This is a genomic window from Streptomyces sp. NPDC021562 (genome assembly GCF_040640875.1).
In the GTDB taxonomy this organism is placed as follows: Bacteria; Actinomycetota; Actinomycetes; order Streptomycetales; family Streptomycetaceae; genus Streptomyces.
Genome location: NZ_JBFACN010000036.1, coordinates 1 through 18,783, shown reverse-complemented (window position 1 = coordinate 18,783; position 18,783 = coordinate 1). Strand labels below are relative to the sequence as shown.

Sequence of the window (18,783 nt, the reverse complement as noted above, 5' to 3'; positions counted from 1 at the left end):
GTTACCGTCAGTAGGGGGCGGATCACCGCCTTCGGGCGTACGCTGAGCTGCCTGCAAGCCACGGTGCGCGCCGGCTCCCCGCGCCCGCGTCCCACCGTGGCGGGGGGTGGTCATGGGACAGCGGGTCCTGCGGAACCGACGGACGCTCTACGAGCGTGAGGGCGAACTCGCCGCCGTCGACGAGGCGTTGGCCGAACTGACCGGGCTCGGTGGACAGCCCGGGCCCACCGGGCCGAGCCCCGGAGGGGGGCCACCGGCCGACCGTCCGCGCGGGGCGCTCCTCGCCTTCGCGGGCCGCGCCGGCATCGGCAAGACCACCCTGCTCGCCGAGGTCCGCCGGCGGGCCGCCGCCCAGGGCTGCACCGTGCTCTCCGCCCGCGGCGGCGACCAGGAACAGCGCGTCGCCTTCCACGTCGCCCGCCAGCTCCTGCAACCCCGCCTCGCCGGTGCGCCCGAGGCGGAACTGCGTGCCTCCCTCGGCAGCTGGTACGACATCGTCGGCCCCGCCCTCGGCCTGTGCGCCCCCACCGAGGGCGCCCCGCCCGACCAGCAGGGCCTGCGCGACGGGCTGGACTGGGTGCTCACCCACCTGGCCGTGCGCCAGGCCCCGATGGTCCTCGTCCTCGACGACGCGCACTGGGCCGACCCCGAGTCCCTGGGCTGGCTCGCCGCGTTCGCGCCCCGCGCCGAACAGCTCCCGCTGCTCGTCGTCGTCGCCTACCGGCCCGACGAACTCCCGGACCACGCCGACGCGTTCCGGGGCCTGCCCGGCCGGGCAGGCGGCCGACCGCACGGCCTGGAGCCGCTCAGCGCCGACGCGGTGGCCGGTCTGGTGCGCGAGAGCCTCGGCGACCACGCCGACGACGCCTTCTGCCACGAGTGCTGGGCCGTCACCTCCGGCAACCCCTTCGAGACCGTCGAACTGACCGCCAAGGTCCACGACCGGGGCCTGGACCCCACCGAAGCCGGCGCACCCCTGCTGCGCGACCTCGCCGCCGCCGTGAAGGGCAGCGGCCTGATCGCCCGCATCGAGCGCCTCGGCCCCTCGGCCGTCCGGTTCGCCTGGGCCTGCGCCGTCCTCGGCACCGAGATCCACCCCGCGCTGGCCGCCGCCGTCGCCGGGCTCGGCCACGAGGAGGCCGCCGACGCCGCCGACGCCCTGCGCGGCGCCCGCGTCCTCACCGGCGCCGAGACCCTGGAGTTCGTCCACCCGCTGATCGCCACCGCCGTCTACCGGGCCATCCCACCCGCCACCCGCGTCGCCCTGCACGGTCAGGCCGCCTGGTGCGTGACCGACGACGGCCAGGGCGCCGCCGCCGCCGCCCGGCACCTCCTGGAGACCCACCCCGAGGGCGACGCCTGGGTCGTGCGGCAACTGCGCGCCGCCGCCGGCGAGACCCTCCGGGCGGGCGCCCCCGACGCGGCCCGCCGCTACCTCGCCCGCGCCCTGCGCGAACCCCCGCCGGCCTCGGAGCGCGCCGCCGTCCTGCACGAACTGGGCAGCGCCTCCCTGCTCACCGAACCGGCCACCACCGTCAACCACCTGCGCGCCGCCCTCCAGGAACCCATCGCCGAGCCCGCCCTGCGGCACCGCATCGTCTACCGCCTCTCCCAGGTCCTCGCCCACAGCGACCGCCTCGCCGAGGCGTCCGAGACCCTCGCCCACGAGATCCGGCTGACCGGTGACGCCCGGGTGCGGCTGCGGATGCTCTCCGAACAGTTCATGTGGGACGCCTTCCGCGCCGACGAACCCGACCACCCCTCCCGCTCCCGCCGCCTGGCCAGGCTCGCCGACCGCCTCCAGGGCCGCGACCTCACCGAGCGGTACATCATCGGCCTGCGCACCTGGGACGCCATCCAGCGCGGCGAACCCGCGGCCACCGCCCTGCACCACGCCGAACGCGCCCTCGCCGGGGGCCTCGGCTGGGCCGAGGCGGACCGCGGTTTCGAGGTGCCGGTGCTGGTCGCGCTCGCCTTCATGTACGCCGACCGGCCCGACCGCACCGAGGAACTCTTCGCCGCCGGGATCGCCGACTACGAACGCCAGGGCTGGCGCGGCGGGCACCTCTCCTTCGCCTACACGCTCCTCGGCTACCTCCGCTACCGGCGCGGCCGCCTCACCGAGGCGGAGGACCTGGCCCGCTCCGGACTGCGCCTCGCCGAACGCGTCGGACCCGGCACGCCCGCCCACTGGTACGCCCTCGGCACCCTCATCCAGACCCTCATCGCGCGGGGCCGCACCGAGGAGGCCACCCGGCTGGCCGAGGACCACTCCTTCCGGGAGCCTTTCCCGGCCGCCGTGGTCTTCCCCGACGCCCAGACGGTCCACGGCGAACTGCTGCTCGCCCGCGGACTCACCAAGGCCGCGGCGGCCGAGCTCAGCGCGGCCGGCCGCCGCCTCGAACCCCGCGGCATCCGCAACCCCGCGTGGTGCCCCTGGCTGCTCCACCTGGCCCGGGCCGAAGCCCGCGAGGCACCGGAACGCGCCCTCGCCACGGCGCGGGAGGCGGTGCGCCGGGCGCGCCAGTTCGGCGCGCCGTCGGCCGTCGGCCAGGCCCTGCGCACGGCGGCGGAGGTCTCGACGGGCCAGGCGCGCGTGCGGTACCTGGAGGAGGCGGTGGCCCACCTGGACGGGTCTCCGGCCGCCTACGAACTGGCCTGCGCGCTCGTGTCCCTGGGCACGGAACTGCACAGCGCCGACCACCTCCGCAGGGGCCTGGCGGCCGCCGAGCAGTGCGGGGCGGACGGCTTGGCGACCAGGGCGCGCGCCGAGCTGGCGGGAAAGGAGCCGGCGCCCCTGTAGCGGGCACCGACGGCGCCGCTCGCGGCCCCGACCCGCGACCGGCCCCCGGCTCCGGCCTCCTCCGCCTGCGCGGGCCCGTACCATGGAGCGCATGTCGTTCCTCCGTCGCCGCAGCGCCACTCCCGCCGGCCCCGACTTCGACGTACTGGCCATGGACCCGGGCGACTGGCCCGGCAACCTCGGCGCCGGGCTGCTGCCCGCCCCCGACGGCACCTGCCAGGGCGTCTTCCTGCGCTACGACCTCTTCGGCGGCCGCGGCCCCGCGATGATCATCGGCAACCTCCCCGAGGGCTCCCCGGCCCGCGAGGTGGCGGAGGGCGAGATCCCGTTCGAGGTCGGCCAGCTCCTCCTCGCCCTGGAGAACGACGAGGACGTGACCGTCGTGGGCACCGAGGACATGCCGGTGCTCCAGGGCGACAACCTGCTGATCGTGCGGCGGCTGAAGCTCTCCGAGAGCCGGATCTCCTGCGTCCAGTTCGACCGCAGCGACGGGGTCCTCGTGACCATCGCCGCCTGGGACCGTCCCATCACGGACGACCTGTACGCCCTGCTGAAGCCGCTCCCGGCGGAGCTTTTCCAGCAGGGCTGAGACCGGTCAGCCGCGCGGGTGCCGTCCGGTCCGCGGGGACGGCACCACGTCCACGTCGGCCGCCCGCACGAACTCGACCCGGTGGCCGTACTGGATCTCGTAGTACAGGTCCTTGCCCACCACGACCCGGTGCGAGCCGGTGGCGAAGGTGGTCGCGTAGAGGTACTCACCCGGCACCGCGTCCCCGACCACGTACGCCTGGCCCGCCGGGATCGTGTACGGCAAGGGGGAGATCGACTGGGCGGGCACCCCCGACGGGTAGGCCGACGCCTCCGGATAGGCACGGCCGTACACGGGGACGCTCTTCAGACCGGCCTTGGGAGTGACCACCAGACCCGCCGCGCTCACCGCCGTCGGATCCGTGGCGGAGTTCCTGAACCACGCCTTCTGCCCCAGGTACCAGATCGCCGTCCAGTCGCCCCAGGTGTCCGCCACGGCGTACTGCTGACCGGTGGAGACCCGGGAGGAGAGGTCGTTCACGTCGGTCGTGGGCGTGGTGCCCAGACCGACGTCCTTGATCAGCGCCGAGCTCTCGTCGTGGTCGGAGTACAGCCGTACCTCGCCGGAACCGTGTGCGGCGCACGGCTGGCCCTTGCCGACGCAGCCGGTGTACGCGGGCTGGTTCGTGGCGTAGTCCGGGAGGACCGTCACCAGACCGCCCGTCTTGCCGGCCGTGCGCTTGAAGGGGTGTTCGAGCAGCTCGAAGTAGTGGCGCCAGTCCCAGTACGGGCCCGGGTCGGTGTGCATCCCGGGGATCGAGGACGTGGTCGGGCCCGGTACGTTCTCGTGGCCGAGGATGTGCTGGCGGTCCAGCGGGATGCCGTACTTGTCGGTGAGGTACCTGACCAGCCGGGCCGAGGACCGGTACATCGCCTCCGTGTACCAGGCGTCCGGCGCGGCGAGGAAGCCCTCGTGCTCGATGCCGATCGACTTGGAGTTGATGTACCAGTTGCCGGCGTGCCAGGCCACGTCCTTGGCCTTGACGTGCTGGGCGATCAGACCGTCGGTCGAGCGGATCGTGTAGTTCCAGGACACGTAGGCGGGGTCCTGGACGAGCTTCACGGTCTCGTCCCAGGTGCCTTCGGTGTCATGGATGACGATGTACCTGATGCCCTGCGACGCCGGCCGGTCCCCGAGGTCGTGGTTGCCGTAGTCGTCGGTCCCGAACTGCGCGTACGGGGCCGGGATCGACTCGCATGACACCGTTGTCGGGCACTCCGTGTCGTCCGCCACGGTCGTGCGCAGCCCGGTCAGCCTCAGCTGCCCGGTGTCGGCCCGGACGCCCGGCTGTGCGGCCAGGGCGACGAGCTGACCGGCGTCGGTGGTGCGCGCCTGGCCCGTGCGCAGGACGTCGAAGACGTCGTTGGCGTACGCCGCCGCGGTGGCCGTGTCGTCGGCGCCGGAGAAGCGGGCGACCGCGCCGTACCAGTGTGCCGGGTCGGCGCTGAGCGGTTCGCCCATCTCCCGCTGGGCCGCGGCGAGCAGGGCGGCGCCGCCGGCCACGTTCGCCGCCGGGTCGGTGCGCAGCCGCTCGGCGGGGATGCCGGTCAGTCCGGCGGCCTTCGGCAGTGTCCTGAGGCGGGCCGGCAGCGCGGCGTCCGCGGGCACCCTGACCCGGGGGTACAGGGCGGGACGCGCGCTGTCGCCGCGGGCGTCCTCGGTGCCGTCGGCGAAGTGCTCGGTCACGGTGGCCAGCGCGGTGCGCGCATCGGTCAGGTGCATCGGCCCGTAGCCGCCGGACACGCTCGGTGCGCCGCCGTGGCCGTCCCAGCGGGACTGGAGGTAGGAGACGGCCAGCAGGACGCTCTGCGGCACGCGGTACTCGGTGGCGGCGGACGCGAACGCGCGCTGCAGCGCTTCGGCGGGCGATGCGGTGGTGCTCGGGGGCGGAGCCGCGCCCAGCAACGGCAGCAGCAGCGCCGCGGCGGCGACGGAGCCGGCCGTCCTGCGCGTGCGTCTGGTGCGGTGGGCGGGACATGGCTCGCTGACGGATCCTCGCAATGCGGCCTCCTGGGGCGTGGTACCGGCTTGCCGACGGCCCGTCAATCATGCCCATAAGAAGGACAATTCATAGGTCATGCGATGATCGTGGGAGTTTCGTACCCAGTGCAGGAGCACACACAAGGGATCCGCGGTGCGCAGCTGCCCTGGGCGCACCACGGATCCTCGTCCCGTCAGCGAGTGCCGACCGCCGCGCGTACAGCCCGACGGGCCAGCTGGCAGTCGTCGTGCAGCCGCCGGAGAAGCAGTCGCTGTTCCTCGCCGGTCGACGCGGCGCCCGGGTGGGCCGTGCCCGGCGCCGCCGGGGTCGCGTCGTGCATCGAACGCTGCACGGCGGTCTCGTACGTCCGGATCTCCCGGGTGAGCACCAGCATCAGGTTCACCAGGAAGGCGTCCCGGGACGCCGGCCCCGCCGACTGGGCGATCTGACTGATCTGACGGCGCGCCACCGGGGCGTCGCCGAGGACGGACCAGAGCGTCGCCAGGTCGTACCCCGGCAGATACCAGCCCGCGTGCTCCCAGTCCACCAGCACCGGACCGGCCGGGGACAGCAGGATGTTCGAGAGCAGGGCGTCGCCGTGACAGAACTGGCCCATTCCCTGGCGGCCCGCCGCGACCGCGATGCCGTGCAGCAGTTTCTGCAGGTCACCCATGTCCCGGTCGGTGAGCAGCCCCAGCTCGTGGTACCGGGAGATGCGGGCGGCGTAGTCCACCGGGGCGTCGAAGGTGCCCGACGGCGGCCGCCACGCGTTCAGCCGGCAGATCGCGCCCAGCGCGGCCCGGATGTCCGCCCGGGGCGGGGCCTCCGCGGGGTGGCGCTGCATCGCCGCCACCCGGCCGGGCATCCGCTCGATCACCAGGGTGCAGTTGTCCGGGTCCGCCGCGATCAGCCTCGGCACCCGGATCGGCGGCCGGTGCCGGACGAACGAGCGGTATGCGGCTATTTCATGACGGGTCCGCTCCGCCCAGGCGGGGGAGTGGTCCAGGAGGCACTTCGCCACGGCCGTGCTGCGTCCCGTCGTACCGACGAGGATCACGGACCGCCCGGTGCGCCGCAGTACCTGGACCGGCGCGAACTCCGGGCAGATCCGGTGCACCGACGCGATCGCGGTGCGCAGCTGCGCGCCCTGCGGGCCGGACAGGTCGAGTCTCCCGCTGAGCGGCTGGGTGCCGGGACCCGCCGGGCGCCGTGGCCGGCCCACGACCGGGACGGCGGCCCCCGTGCGGGCGGGGTCGAGGTAGGGTCCGCCGCCCGCCGGTCGGGGGCGCAGCGGCCGGGGCGGAGCGGACACGGAGGACGATGCTGCGTACATGGGTGATACAGATCCCTTCGTGTACCTGCGGTGCCTGCCTGAGAAGTCCTGTGAGAAGTTCTCACGCCCCACCCGTCCCGGCCGCCCGGGCCCACCCTGGGGAGTGGGCCCGTCGAGTGGCGACCGGGTCGGGGTGGCGCGTTCCTACCTGACACCCGTCGCCCAGTGGCACACCATCTGGCGCACCCTGGCGAACCGTGGCGAATAGTCGCCCGGCAACTTGCACGGGGCTACTGTCAACTCAGCCGAGAACCTGGGGGCTTGACGTGAGCGGACAACCCAACACCCGTCTCTCGGATCTGTTCGGCCTGGCCGGCTGGTCCAAGGGCGAACTCGCGAGGCTGGTCAACCGGCAGGCGGCGGCCATGGGCCACCCCCAGCTGTCGACCGACACCTCCCGGGTGCGGCGGTGGATCGACACGGGAGAGATCCCGCGCGATCCGGTGCCGCGGGTGCTGGCGGCCCTGTTCACCGAGCGTCTCGGCCGTGTCGTGACCATCGAGGACCTCGGTCTGGTACGGCACGGGCGTACGGGAAAACGGCAGGACGACGGGAAAGCGGAACATCCCGACGGCATGCCGTGGGCGCCCGAACGAACCGCCGCGGTCCTCACCGAATTCACGGGAATGGACCTCATGCTCAACCGACGCGGCTTGGTGGGCGCGGGTGCCGCGCTCACCGCGGGATCCGTACTCACCACCGCCATGTACGACTGGCTGCACACCGACCCCACGCTCCGGGCCGACGCCCCCGTCCTCGACGACCCCCTGCACGCCGACCCCGCCGGGTTCGACCGCTACGAGGCCGCCCCCATCGGGTCCGAGGAGATCGAGGAACTGGAGCGCTCCGTCGAGGTGTTCCGTGCCTGGGACGCGGCCCGCGGCGGCGGACTGCAACGCAAGGCCGTGGTGGGGCAGCTCAACGAGGTGGGCGGCATGCTCGCCTACCGTCACCCCGACCATCTCCAGCGGCGCCTGTGGGGCGTCGCCGCCAACCTCGCCGTCCTCGCGGGCTGGATGTCGCACGACGTCGGCCTGGAACCCACGGCCCAGAAGTACTTCGTCATCGCCGCACACGCGGCCCGTGAGGGCGGCGACCGGCCGCGTGCCGGGGAGGCGCTCTCCAGAGCGGCTCGCCAGATGGTGCACATTGGCCGGCCCGACGAAGCGCTCGACCTGATGAAGCTAGCCCACTCCGGTTCGGGCCAGGAGGTGCTGCCGCGCACCCAGGCGATGTTCCACACCATCGAGGCCTGGGCGCAGGCGTCGATGGGCAGGGGGCAGGCCATGCGCCGCACCCTCGGCCAGGCGGAGAGCCTCTTCGTCTCGGACCGCGGCGACGTGCCGCCGCCCAGCTGGATGCAGATGTTCAACGAAGCGGACCTGTACGGCATGCAGGCCCTGGCCTACCGCACGCTCGCCGACCACGACCCGGGCGCCGCCGTGCACGCCCGGCACTACGCGGAGAAGGCCCTGGCACTGAGGGCCGGCAGCAAGCAGGAGCGGTCGAAGATCTTCGACTTCCTGTCCATGGCCTCCGCCTGCTTCATCGCGGACGACCCCGAACAGGCGGGCCACTACGCGCGGTTGGCCCTGGTGTCGATGGGATCGAACTCCTCCCACCGCACCTGGGACCGGCTGCGCCAGATGTACCGGCTCACCGCCGAGTACGCCGGTTATCCGAAGATCCAGGAACTGCGGGAGGAGATCAAGCTCGCCCTGCCCCGGACCAGGAGCAAGGGCACCGGCACGGGCAACAGCGCACCGGCATAGGCGCCTCGCCCACCCTTTCCGCCCTGCCCGAGCCCCTACTCACCCACCTTGGCGATCAGCACGCAGGCCTCGTCCGTGCGCTCGCACTCGCCGAACTCCTCGACCACGGCCGTGACACAGTCCTGGGCGGTGCGCGCCGCCCTGAACCGGGGGGCCAGACCGAGGAGGGCGTCCAGCGAGCCGCTGTGCCCGGGCACCAGTCCGTCGGTGTACAGCAGCAGCAGGTCGCCCGGTTCCAGGGTCACTTCGGCCTGCCCGTAACCGGCGCCCGAGGTGGCGCCGAGCAGTACGCCGTCCGGCGCGCTGAGCACGCACCCCGTCCCGCCGCTGTACAGCAGTGGGGTGGGGTGTCCTGCCTGTGCCCAGGTCAGGACACGGGTCTCGGGTCGGTAGCGGCAGCAGACGGCGCTGCCGAGCGCGGGTTGCACGGTGGCGTCGAGTAACTGGTTGAGCAGGGACATCAGGTGCGCGGGCGGAGCGCCGGCCATCGCCATCCCGCGTACGGCGCCCAGCAGCATCGCCATCCCCGAGGTGACGGCGACCCCGTGCCCGGTGAGGTCGCCGACGCTGAGCAGGGTGTCGCCGTCGGGCAGCTCCAGCGCGTCGTACCAGTTTCCGCCCAGCAGGGCGCTGTTCCCGGACGGGAGGCAGCGGGCCGCGATCTCCAGGGCGCCCGGGCCGCGGCGCGGGAGCCGCAGAGCGCCGCGTCCCGGGGGCAGCACGGCTTCCTGGAGCTCCACGGCGAGCTGCTGCTCGGTCCGGACGCGCTGCTGGTGGCGCTGGAGCGAGTCCCGGGTCTCGAGCACCGCCCGCCGGCTGCGCCGCACTTCGCTGACGTCGCGCACGACGGCCCACATCGAGGCGGTGCTGCCGTCGCCGCCTAGCACGGGCTCGCCCATCATGTGGACGGTCCGCACCCCTCCGTCGGGGCGTACGACACGGAACTCCCCGTCGATCGGCTTGGCGTCGACCAGGCAGCCGGTGACCATCGTGGTCAGCCGTGGCCGGTCCTCGTCCAGCACCAGCGAGGGCAGTTCGTCGAGCGTGAGGGCGGCCGCGGCGGGGTCGCGGCCGAGGATCCGGTAGAGCTCGGCGGACCAACTCGCTTCGTCCGTCAGGAGGTTCCACTCCGCGCTGCCGACCCGGCTGAGCAGCGAGCCGGAGCCGGACGGGGAGTACGGCACGGCGTCCGGGTCCGGTTCGGCCGGCAGCGGCGCCGGTCCGTCCCGCAGCTGGGCCAGGTGCTCGTCGAGGTCGTTGAGCTGATGCAGCGCCAGGTCGTACAGCGCCCGTTGCCACCGCTCCTCGGGGTCCGCCCCGTCGCTGCGGGTGTCCCGTCGTACGGCGTCCACGTCACCCTTGAGCCGCCGTGTCTGCGCTATCAACGCCTCGACCGAGCCGCGCCCGGGCGGCTGGGCGGCGGGGCGGTCCGCGGAGACATGGGACGGCATGACGCACTCCGATGCGGGGACGGCGGGGCCAGGACGGGCGGGGGACCGGTTACGACTGTTGCACAGCCTGCGACGCCCTGTAAGGGATTCGGCAACACACGATACGGTGGTGCTTCTGACATATGCCAGAGTCTTCACGGGCAGGTCGGACCCCCTGGAAGACGTACGCGCGGGATGAGGAACGTCGTAGGCCGACTACGTGACTTGACCTATTTTCAGGGGCGTTCATGTCGCGCTCGGGCGGTTGTTCGACGTGCCTGTGTTCACAGTGTCGGGGTCTCGGCCAACCGCGGCAACGTTGGCCGGAATTGACGTCCTGCGAAGGGCCTCCGTGGAGTCCTACAGGCATGGACATCTCTTTCGAGCAACCCGCCCGCGCCCGGCTGATCACCGCCGAGGACCAGGAGATCCCGGTGCCCGCCACGCTCCGGTACACCTCCGGTGACCCGCTGGCCGTGTTCGTGGACTTCCCGGCCGAGGTCACGCTCGGCGGACAGGAGGTGACATGGACCTTCGCCCGCTCGCTCCTCGACCAGGGCCTCGGGGCGCCCGCCGGGCACGGGGACGTGCACATCTGGCCCTGCGGCCCGGGCCGTACGGCCGTCGAGTTCCACTCGCCGCACGGTCTCGCGCTGCTCCAGTTCGACACCCAGGCGCTGTTCCGGTTCCTGGAGCGCACCCACGAGGTGGTGGCCCCGGGGGAGGAGGACGTCGCGGCGGTCGTGGAGGATGGCCTGAGCGCGCTGTTCGGGGGCGTGTGAGGGGGATCGCGGTGACGAGGGCGGGGGACCGCGGCCGCGCCGCTCGCGTCAGCGGCCGGCGTCGCGTTCGTACAGGTCCGGGCGCGGGGCGAGTTCGACGGTCGTGCGGCGGCCGGTCTCCAGCGCCCTGACCCCCGCCTCGGCGACGGCGGAGGACGCGTAGCCGTCCCAGGCGCCCGGTCCGGTGACCCGGCCCTGCCGGGTGGCGTCCACCCAGGACTGCACCTCGCGGTCGTAGGCGGCGGCGAACCGCACCAGATAGTCCTGGGCGACCTCCTCACGGGCACCGCCGGCCGAGGTGACCAGCATGGTGTGGTCCTCGCCGATCCGGGCGCTGCCCCGCTCGCAGACCGCCTCGCAGCGCACCTGGTAGCCGAAGCCGCAGTTGACGAAGACCTCGACGTCCACGAGGGCGCCGCCGTCGGTCTCGAACAGCACCAGCTGAGGGTCGAGCAGCCCCTCCGGGGCGCCCGACGAGGGCCGCGGGCGCAGCACGGTCACCGCGGTCGGCTCCTGGCCGAGCAGCCAGCGGGCCGCGTCGATCTCGTGCGACACCGAGCTGTCGATCAGCATGGCGCTGGTGAAGCCGGGCGGCGAGGAGACGTTGCGGTGGACGCAGTGCAGCATCAGCGGGGGGCCCAGATTGCCGCCGTCCAGCAGCGACTTCAGCCGCCGGTACTCGGCGTCGTAGCGGCGCATGAACCCGATCTGCGCCAGCCTGCGGCCCAGCCGGGCCTCGGCCTCCACCACCCGGAGCGCGCCCGCGGAGTCCGGCACCATGGGCTTCTCGCAGAGCACCGGCAGCCCGCGCTCGAAGGCCGCCAGCAGCGGCTCCTCGTGGGCCGGGCCCGGGGAGGCGATCAGCACGGCCTGCACGCCGGGCGCGTCGAGGGCGGCCAGCGGGTCCGCGTGGACGGTGACGCCGTCCCGGCCGGCCACCGCGTCCTTGGCACGGTCGAGGTCGGGATCGGCGACGGCCGCCACCCGCGCGCCGCTCACCACGTGGTCGAGCCGCCGTATGTGATCGGCACCCATGTGTCCGGCACCCAGCACCGCGACGCCCAGCAGCTCAGCCACGTCCCACTCCCTCTTCGGCCGACGATCACGCTCCCAGAGCCTAACCAAGCGCTACTGGACGCCGGCCGAGCGTGGGCGTCCGTCAGTAGCGCAGCACTCCGGCGATGCCGTCCTCGTCGCCGAGGGCGCCGTCCGGGACGAAGCGGACCTCGGCGCCGGTCTCCAGGCACTGTTCGACGATCTCGTCCACGATGTCCTCGCGGGAGTCGAGGTCGCCGCTCACCGCCGGGACCAGGTGGTCGCCGTCGTCGCGGACCGTGGTGCGGTAGTTCTCCTCGACGGCCAGCAGTCGCACGCGGCCCTCGCGGGCGCTGTGCCAGACCTCGTCGACACCGGCCGCGAACGTCTTGTGATTGCGCGCGGACTCCAGCTCCCTGGCCACCGACGCGGTGCTCCGTCGGGACTCGGCCTCCAGCAGCGGCCGGATCACCTGCCACACCGCGTCCGCACCGGCGTGCGCGAGACCGCCGTGCCGCACCGGGACACTGTGCCTGGCCGCGCTGCCGGCTTCCTCCCACAGCGAGAGGGCGGCCTGCTCGCCGGTGACGTAGAGCTGCCGCGGCTCGTCGCGCAACAGCGCGGCCATCGCGCTGTCGGCGTCCCGCAGGAAGTGCTTGGTGTCCTCGTCGCGGAAGGTGCTGGGCATGTCGCCGACCCGCTGCAGGCGTTCGGCGTCGAAGTTCACCTGGCGGCGTACCAGCGGGAAGCCGCCGCGGCGGCTCTCGGTCACGCGGTCGGTCCCGCCGTCCCAGAGCGTGACGCGGTCGGCGGAGATCGAGAGCACCCAGAACGGCCGTTCGGCGGCGTGCGCCGAGACCAGGTTGCGGGTGAGGAAGGTGTCCGCGAGCACCACGCGCTCGGGCACGCTGCGGGCCAGGGACCAGACCTGGTGCTCACCCGGCGCGGCGAAGATCACCAGACCGTCCTCGGTGTAGGTCAGGTCGATCTCGGCGAGGGCGCGGTCGAGTTCCCTGATCACCTCGGAGCGCCGCTCCCGGGTGACCGCCGGATCGGCCTCCAACTGCTTCTTCGCCTCGGCCACGACATTGCGCAGCCGGACGGAGTCCTGGGCGTTGTCGGGCTCGCGGCGGTGCGTCGGCGTCAGCACGGAGACGGCGGGATAGGGGCGCGGGCGGCGCAGCTCGGCGAGGGTCGAAGGACTGAGTGCGTGCTCCATACCAGCACCATAGGGCGGAATCGCCGGTGCGGCATTCGGGGTAATTCCGTGACCGTGTCGAGGCCTGCCCACCGGTGACGGCGGGTCACGCGGCCCATTACCGTACCGGGCAGTAACCGGATCGCGCCCCAGGAGGCCCCCATGCCGCAGCTCGAAGTCGACGGAGCGGTGCTGGCGTACGACGACGAGGGTCCCCGGGACGGTGCCGCCGCGCCCCTGGTGTTCATCCACGGCTGGACCGCCGACCGGCACCGCTGGGACCACCAGACGGAGCACTTCGCCGAGCGCCGCCGGGTGGTCCGGCTCGACCTGCGCGGCCACGGCGAGAGCACCGGCGCCGGGGTGCGGACCATCGCCGAGCTGGCGCAGGACGTCACGGCCCTCCTCGACCACCTGGAGGTGGACCGGTTCGTGCCCGTCGGGCACTCCATGGGCGGCATGATCAGCCAGACCCTCGCGCTCACGCACCCCGCGCGGGTCGAGCGGATGGTGCTGGTCAACTCCATCGGGCGGATGGCGTACAGCCGGGGCCGCGGTCTGCTGATGGCCGCCTCGACACTGGTTCCGTTCAGGCTGTTCGTCGCCGCCAACATCCAGCGTGCCTTCGCCCCGGGGTTCCCGCGGGAGCGGGTGCGCGAGTACGTCCGGTCGTCCGCCGGCACCCCGCGCGAGGTCGTGATGACCCTGTACGGCGCCATGCGGGCCTTCGACGTCCTCGACCGGGCCGGTGAGATCGCCGCGCCCACCCTGATGGTGCACGGCTACCACGACATCCAGCTTCCGGTCGGGCAGATGCTGCGGATGGCCAAGGCCTACCCGGACGCCGAGGTCCGGATCATCGACGCGGGCCACGAACTCCCGGTGGAGCGGCCCGCCGAGCTGACGGCGGCGCTGGACCGGTTCCTGACACCGGCCGCGTAGCGCGCCGCCCCGACGGCGCCGCGCACCGCACGACCGGCGCCCGGCGCGAGATGACCGGCGCCCGGCGCGAGCCGTGGCGCCGGTTCCGCTTGGAGAACTTTTTGCGCTTGGCCGGTTCCCGGCGGGCGGGGCCCGGTGCAGGCGGGTCCGCGGTCATCGTGCGGGCAAAGCGCGGCCGAAAGAGAGGGTCGGGAGCGACGCCGCGTGTTACGGCCGGGTTGACCGGCCGGGCGACCGGGCGCACGCTCGTCATATAGGTGCTGAATACAAATGGTTCGCTCAGGCAATCTCCTGTGCCATGAAACCGCAGGTGGCGCGGGTGGTCCGGCGGACCGGCAGCAGGAGGTAACGCATGTGTGGCATCACCGGCTGGGTCTCCTTCGACCGTGACCTCACCACCGAGACGCACGCATTGGATGCGATGACGGAGACCATGGCCTGCCGCGGCCCGGACGACCGGGGCACCTGGAGCGAGGGCCCCGCCGCCCTCGGCCACCGCCGGCTCGCGATCATCGACCTGCCCGGCGGCCGCCAGCCGATGACCGTCCGCACCCCGGCCGGGACGGTCGCGATGGTGTACTCGGGCGAGGCCTACAACTTCACCGAACTGCGCCGCGAACTCCTCGCGAAGGGCCACGAGTTCACCACCGACTCCGACACCGAGGTGGTCCTGCGCGGCTATCTGGAGTGGGGCGACACCATCGCCGAACGGCTGAACGGCATGTACGCCTTCGCCGTCTGGGACGGCCGCCACGACACACTCGTCATGATCCGCGACCGGATGGGCATCAAGCCCTTCTACCTGTACCCCACCCCGGACGGCGTCCTGTTCGGCTCCGAGCCCAAGGCGATCCTCGCCCACCCGCTGGTCCGCCCCCGGGTCGCCCTCACCGGGCTGCGTGAACTGTTCACCATGGTCAAGACCCCCGGCCAGGCCGTCTGGGAGGGCATGCGCGAGGTCGAACCCGGCACCGTCGTCACCGTCGACCGCCGCGGCCTGCGCACCCGGACCTACTGGCGCCTGGAGACCCGCCCGCACCCCGACGACCGGGACACCACCGTCGCCACCGTCCGCGAACTCCTCGACGACATCGTGCGCCGCCAGCTGGTCGCCGACGTGCCCCGCTGCACCCTGCTCTCCGGCGGCCTCGACTCCTCCGCCATGACCGCGCTCGCCGCCCGGCAGCTCGCCTCCCAGGGCGAGAAGGTCCGCAGCTTCGCCGTCGACTTCGTCGGCCAGACCGAGCACTTCGTCGCCGACGAACTGCGCGGCACCCCCGACACGCCCTTCGTGCACGACGTGGCGCGCCTGGCCCGCACCGACCACCAGGACATCGTCCTGGACGCGGGCAGCCTCGCCGACCCGGCCGTGCGCGAGCGGGTGATCCGGGCCCGCGACCTGCCGGCCGGCTTCGGCGACATGGACGCCTCGCTCCTGCTGCTGTTCAAGGCCGTCCGCGACCACTCCACCGTCGCGTTGTCCGGGGAGTCCGCCGACGAGGTGTTCGGCGGCTACCTGCAGTTCTTCGACGAGGGCGCCCGCAACGCCGACACCTTCCCCTGGCTGTTCCGGTTCGCCCGGCACTTCGGCGACGACTCCGACGTCCTGCGCGCGGACCTCGCCAAGTCCCTCGACCTGGAGTCCTACATCGCCGATTCCTACCACTCCGCCGCCTCCGCCGTCCGGCGCCTCGACGGCGAGAGCGACTTCGAGTACCGCATGCGCCGGATGAGCCACCTCCACCTCACCCGCTTCGTACGCATCCTGCTGGACCGCAAGGACCGGATGAGCATGGCCGTCGGCCTGGAGGTCCGGGTGCCGTTCTGCGACCACCGGCTGGTCGAGTACGTCTACAACGCGCCCTGGGCCCTCAAGTCCTTCGACGGCCGCGAGAAGACCCTGCTCCGCGAGGCCACCCGGGACGTCCTCCCGCAAACTGTCTACGACCGGGTGAAGAGCCCCTACCCCTCCACCCAGGACCCGGAGTACGGCCGCGCCCTCCAGGCCCAGGTCAAGGACCTGCTCGCCCGGCCCGGCCACCGGGTCTTCGACCTCGTCGACCGCGACAAGGCGGACCGGGCCGCCCGCCGGCCCGAACTGGCCGACCAGGCCGCCCGGCGCGGCCTGGAACGCACCCTGGACCTGGCCGCCTGGCTCGACCTGTACGACCCGGAGCTCGTCCTCTCCTGAGGCACCCGGGACCTCCCGGCACGCGACCCCGTGCTCAGCCCGACGAGCCGACGCCGCTCGTGTCACCGTCCGCCGGGCAGGAACTGCCGTCGGCCGGCAGCGTGCCGTACAGCAGGAAGTCGTCGACCTTGCCGTGCACGCACCTGGAGGACGTGTACCCGGTGTGGCCGTCGCCCCTGTTGTCCAGCACCACGGCCGACGGCCCGAGCCGCCTCGCCGTCTCGATCGTCCAGCGGTACGGCGTGGCCGGGTCGCCGCGCGTTCCCACCAGGAGCATCCGCGCCGTGGGCACGTCCTTCACCTGGTCCCGGATGAAGGACGTGCCGCGCGGCCGGCCGTAGCACAGCATCAACTGCGTCAGCCGGAACCTGCCGAAGACCGGGGACGCCTGCTGGTACTCCCGGTCCAGCCGGGCGACGTCCTTGGTGAGCTGCTCGGCGCCCGGCCGGTCCGGGTCGTCGGCGCAGTTGATCGCCATCAGCGCCGCCGACAGGTTGTCCACGGGGATGTCCGAGCCGGCCACCAGCCCACCGCCGCCGCGGCCCCCCGCCTTCGTCTTGCGCACGAGCGGCACCGCGTAGCCGCCGGACGCGAAGTTCTGCACCCCCCGGGTGTCCCCGTCCTCCATCAGCGAGGCCAGGGCCCGCGCGAGCAACGGCCACAGCTCCTTGCCGTACAGCCCCTCCGCGATGGCCCCCACCAGGTCCTGGCCGGTGAAGGGGGCGCCGAAGTCGGACGGCACCGGGTCCCTGTCGAGCGAACGCACCAGCCGGACGACCGCCTCCCCGGCCTTGCGCCGGTCCTGCCCGAACGGGCATCCGAGGTCGGTGACACACCAGTCGAGGAAGTCGTCCAGCGCGGTCTGCTGCCCCTGGGCGCCGGCCACGCCCTGCTGGGCCAGTGACTCGGTCAGCGTGTCCACGCCGTCCAGAGCCATCCGGCCCACGTTGTGCGGGAACTGCGCCGCGTACACCGCGCCCAGCTTGGTGCCGTAGGAGAAACCCAGGTAGTTCAGCTTGCTGTCGCCGAGCGCCTGGCGGATGACGTCCAGGTCGCGGGCGGCGTCCACGGTGCCTATGTGGGCGAGCACCGGCCCGGAGTTCCTGATGCACCGGGCCGTCAGCTGCTCCAGCTGCTTCATCAGGGCCCGCGGGCGGGTGGCGTCCGGGGGTTCGGCCGTGCCCTGCCCGTCCGGGGCCTCGGCGGTGCCGTCGTCGCAGCTGACGGGGGAGGAGCGGCCGACGCCGCGCGGGTCGAAGCCGACCACGTCGTACCCGTTGGTGAGACCCATGAACTTCTTGCCCGACAGCCCCAGCTGGCTGACGCCCGAGCCACCCGGGCCGCCGAAGTTCAGCAGCACGGAGCCCCGCGATCTGCCCGTCGCCCGGTAGCGGGACAGTGCCAGGTCGAGGGTGCCCTTCCCCGGCTGCGCGTAGTCGATAGGGACGGTCACCTTGGCGCACTGCATGTCCTTGGGCAGGTCCTTGTCCTGGCACGCCGTCCACCGTGCCCTCTGCCGGTAGAACCGGGTGAGGTCCGGCTGGTCGCCGTCCGCCGGCGGGACCGGGGCCGCGGGCAGCCCCGCGCCGAGCAGGGCCAGTGCGACGGCTCCGGCCCCGACGCAGTGCCGAAGGACGGACCGGGTACGGGGCACGGCAGGCATCGGGGGCCTCCAGGGACGCTCCGTGACGGACCGGGTACAGGGCTTTCGCCCACCATAAGCGGGCTGTGCGGGGGCCGCCTCCGGGCGGGCGGGCCGGGGCGGGGGCCGTGCTCGGCACCGGTGCGTGCGTCTCGCACCCCTTTGCACACGTGTGCCGCTGGTTCGACAGCGGTGTCACTCGATGGGGTGGAAGGTGGCCAACCCATAACTCACCTGGTCCGTCCGCGGTTTAAACGGTGCGGGCGAGCGCCCGCAATCATGTCTGGAAGGCAGGGAACCTATGAAACGGGTCACCCGAAACGGTGTGATCGCGGTCGCCGCCGCCTCAGGGGCGATGGCCGTGGCGGTCCCGGCCTGGGCCGACGCGGGCGCGGACGGAGTCGCGGCCGGTTCGCCCGGCGTGGTCTCCGGCAACGGCATCCAGGTGCCGGTGCACGTTCCGGTGAGCGTGTGCGGGGACACCGTGAACGTGGTGGGTCTGCTGAACCCGGCGGCCGGCAACACCTGCGCGAACGAGGGCGGCGGCGCCGGCGGTGCGTCCGCGCGGGGCACGGAGCAGGACTCGCCCGGGGTGGTCTCGGGCAACGGCGTCCAGTTGCCGGTCGACCTCCCGGTGAACGTCAGCGGCAACAGCGTCGACGTGGTCGGCGTCCTCAACCCGGCCCTCGGCAACACCTCGGTGAACGACTCCGGGGACCACCCGAGCCCGCCGAGGACGACCCCGAAGCCGCAGCCGCCCGCCCCCGAGCCGCCCAGGAAGCACCCGGTCCCCAAGGCGCCGCACCACCCGGCGGCGCCGCCCGTCACGGACGCCGCCCTCGCCCACACCGGTACGGACCTGGCCGGCCCCGCCGCGGCGGCGGCCGCGGCACTGCTGCTCACCGGAACCGCTCTGCACCGACGCTTCCGCCCGGACCGGACCCGCTGACCGCCCCCGCGCCGACAGGCCCCACCGGACCCGACCGGTGGGGCCGGGGCGCGTGGCCGCGGGGCGCCCGCCCCCCCGCGGCCCGCCAGGGCCGCGACCAAAAAGAGACAAACGATCCCCCTGGGGATTATTGTTG

Annotated in this window: 13 protein-coding genes; 7 read left to right on the top strand and 6 right to left on the bottom strand. The window is 73.2% G+C overall.

What is annotated here, in order from left to right:
- Positions 1-112: 112 nt before the first annotated feature.
- Positions 113-2,803: an AAA family ATPase gene (locus AB0G52_RS36440; protein WP_361342810.1), complete on the top strand. Its 2,691-nt coding sequence runs from the start codon at positions 113-115 to the stop codon at positions 2,801-2,803.
- Positions 2,804-2,894: 91 nt separating this feature from the next.
- The gene (locus tag AB0G52_RS36435; protein ID WP_132887640.1) at positions 2,895-3,392 is read left to right on the top strand and encodes a hypothetical protein; all 498 of its coding nucleotides are present in this window, start codon (positions 2,895-2,897) and stop codon (positions 3,390-3,392) included.
- A gap of 6 nt (positions 3,393-3,398) precedes the next feature.
- Here AB0G52_RS36435 and AB0G52_RS36430 read toward each other — a convergent pair whose 3' ends face one another.
- Both AB0G52_RS36430 and AB0G52_RS36425 read right to left on the bottom strand, forming a co-directional pair.
- Complete coding sequence (locus tag AB0G52_RS36430; protein ID WP_361342807.1) at positions 3,399-5,393, bottom strand: peptidoglycan recognition family protein; 1,995 nt, start codon at positions 5,391-5,393, stop codon at positions 3,399-3,401.
- Positions 5,394-5,566: 173 nt separating this feature from the next.
- Positions 5,567-6,706 carry an aminoglycoside phosphotransferase family protein gene (locus tag AB0G52_RS36425; RefSeq protein ID WP_132887642.1) on the bottom strand — a complete coding sequence of 380 codons (1,140 nt, stop codon included), beginning with the start codon at positions 6,704-6,706 and terminating at the stop codon, positions 5,567-5,569.
- 266 nt (positions 6,707-6,972) lie between these two features.
- Here AB0G52_RS36425 and AB0G52_RS36420 point away from each other — a divergent pair, with 266 nt between their 5' ends.
- Positions 6,973-8,478, top strand: a complete 1,506-nt coding sequence (locus AB0G52_RS36420) for a hypothetical protein (RefSeq protein WP_132887643.1) — start codon at positions 6,973-6,975, stop codon at positions 8,476-8,478.
- Positions 8,479-8,513: 35 nt separating this feature from the next.
- On the opposite strand, the gene AB0G52_RS36415 is transcribed toward AB0G52_RS36420, so the two are convergent.
- The gene (locus tag AB0G52_RS36415) at positions 8,514-9,929 is read right to left on the bottom strand and encodes a SpoIIE family protein phosphatase (protein WP_361342804.1); all 1,416 of its coding nucleotides are present in this window, start codon (positions 9,927-9,929) and stop codon (positions 8,514-8,516) included.
- Between the two features lie 347 nt (positions 9,930-10,276).
- On the opposite strand from AB0G52_RS36415, the gene AB0G52_RS36410 reads away from it, so the two are divergent.
- Positions 10,277-10,690 (top strand): SsgA family sporulation/cell division regulator, encoded by a 414-nt coding sequence (locus AB0G52_RS36410; protein ID WP_132887645.1) that lies wholly within the window; start codon positions 10,277-10,279, stop codon positions 10,688-10,690.
- A gap of 48 nt (positions 10,691-10,738) precedes the next feature.
- On the opposite strand, the gene AB0G52_RS36405 is transcribed toward AB0G52_RS36410, so the two are convergent.
- Both AB0G52_RS36405 and AB0G52_RS36400 read right to left on the bottom strand, forming a co-directional pair.
- Positions 10,739-11,767 carry a Gfo/Idh/MocA family oxidoreductase gene (locus tag AB0G52_RS36405; RefSeq protein WP_361342801.1) on the bottom strand — a complete coding sequence of 343 codons (1,029 nt, stop codon included), beginning with the start codon at positions 11,765-11,767 and terminating at the stop codon, positions 10,739-10,741.
- Between the two features lie 82 nt (positions 11,768-11,849).
- Complete coding sequence (locus tag AB0G52_RS36400) at positions 11,850-12,944, bottom strand: chemotaxis protein (protein WP_361342798.1); 1,095 nt, start codon at positions 12,942-12,944, stop codon at positions 11,850-11,852.
- A 141-nt stretch (positions 12,945-13,085) separates the two neighbouring features.
- Between AB0G52_RS36400 and AB0G52_RS36395 the strand changes: the two genes are divergently transcribed.
- Positions 13,086-13,865 carry an alpha/beta hydrolase gene (locus AB0G52_RS36395; RefSeq protein WP_132887648.1) on the top strand — a complete coding sequence of 260 codons (780 nt, stop codon included), beginning with the start codon at positions 13,086-13,088 and terminating at the stop codon, positions 13,863-13,865.
- Between the two features lie 352 nt (positions 13,866-14,217).
- On the top strand, positions 14,218-16,056 hold the full coding sequence (gene asnB / locus AB0G52_RS36390; RefSeq protein WP_132887649.1) for an asparagine synthase (glutamine-hydrolyzing): 1,839 nt from the start codon (positions 14,218-14,220) through the stop codon (positions 16,054-16,056).
- Positions 16,057-16,090: 34 nt separating this feature from the next.
- On the opposite strand, the gene AB0G52_RS36385 is transcribed toward asnB, so the two are convergent.
- The gene (locus AB0G52_RS36385) at positions 16,091-17,719 is read right to left on the bottom strand and encodes an alpha/beta hydrolase (RefSeq protein WP_361342795.1); all 1,629 of its coding nucleotides are present in this window, start codon (positions 17,717-17,719) and stop codon (positions 16,091-16,093) included.
- A 280-nt stretch (positions 17,720-17,999) separates the two neighbouring features.
- Here AB0G52_RS36385 and AB0G52_RS36380 point away from each other — a divergent pair, with 280 nt between their 5' ends.
- Complete coding sequence (locus AB0G52_RS36380; RefSeq protein ID WP_361342793.1) at positions 18,000-18,647, top strand: chaplin; 648 nt, start codon at positions 18,000-18,002, stop codon at positions 18,645-18,647.
- Positions 18,648-18,783: the final 136 nt, after the last annotated feature.

Coding starts and splice junctions, on each gene's coding strand:
- AB0G52_RS36440 (WP_361342810.1), top strand. CDS start 113: ATGGGACAGCGGGTCCTGCGGAACCGACGGACGCTCTACGAGCGTGAG.
- AB0G52_RS36435 (WP_132887640.1), top strand. CDS start 2,895: ATGTCGTTCCTCCGTCGCCGCAGCGCCACTCCCGCCGGCCCCGACTTC.
- AB0G52_RS36425 (WP_132887642.1), bottom strand. CDS start 6,706: ATGTACGCAGCATCGTCCTCCGTGTCCGCTCCGCCCCGGCCGCTGCGC.
- AB0G52_RS36415 (WP_361342804.1), bottom strand. CDS start 9,929: ATGCCGTCCCATGTCTCCGCGGACCGCCCCGCCGCCCAGCCGCCCGGG.
- AB0G52_RS36410 (WP_132887645.1), top strand. CDS start 10,277: ATGGACATCTCTTTCGAGCAACCCGCCCGCGCCCGGCTGATCACCGCC.
- AB0G52_RS36400 (WP_361342798.1), bottom strand. CDS start 12,944: ATGGAGCACGCACTCAGTCCTTCGACCCTCGCCGAGCTGCGCCGCCCG.
- AB0G52_RS36395 (WP_132887648.1), top strand. CDS start 13,086: ATGCCGCAGCTCGAAGTCGACGGAGCGGTGCTGGCGTACGACGACGAG.
- asnB (WP_132887649.1), top strand. CDS start 14,218: ATGTGTGGCATCACCGGCTGGGTCTCCTTCGACCGTGACCTCACCACC.
- AB0G52_RS36385 (WP_361342795.1), bottom strand. CDS start 17,719: ATGCCTGCCGTGCCCCGTACCCGGTCCGTCCTTCGGCACTGCGTCGGG.
- AB0G52_RS36380 (WP_361342793.1), top strand. CDS start 18,000: ATGAAACGGGTCACCCGAAACGGTGTGATCGCGGTCGCCGCCGCCTCA.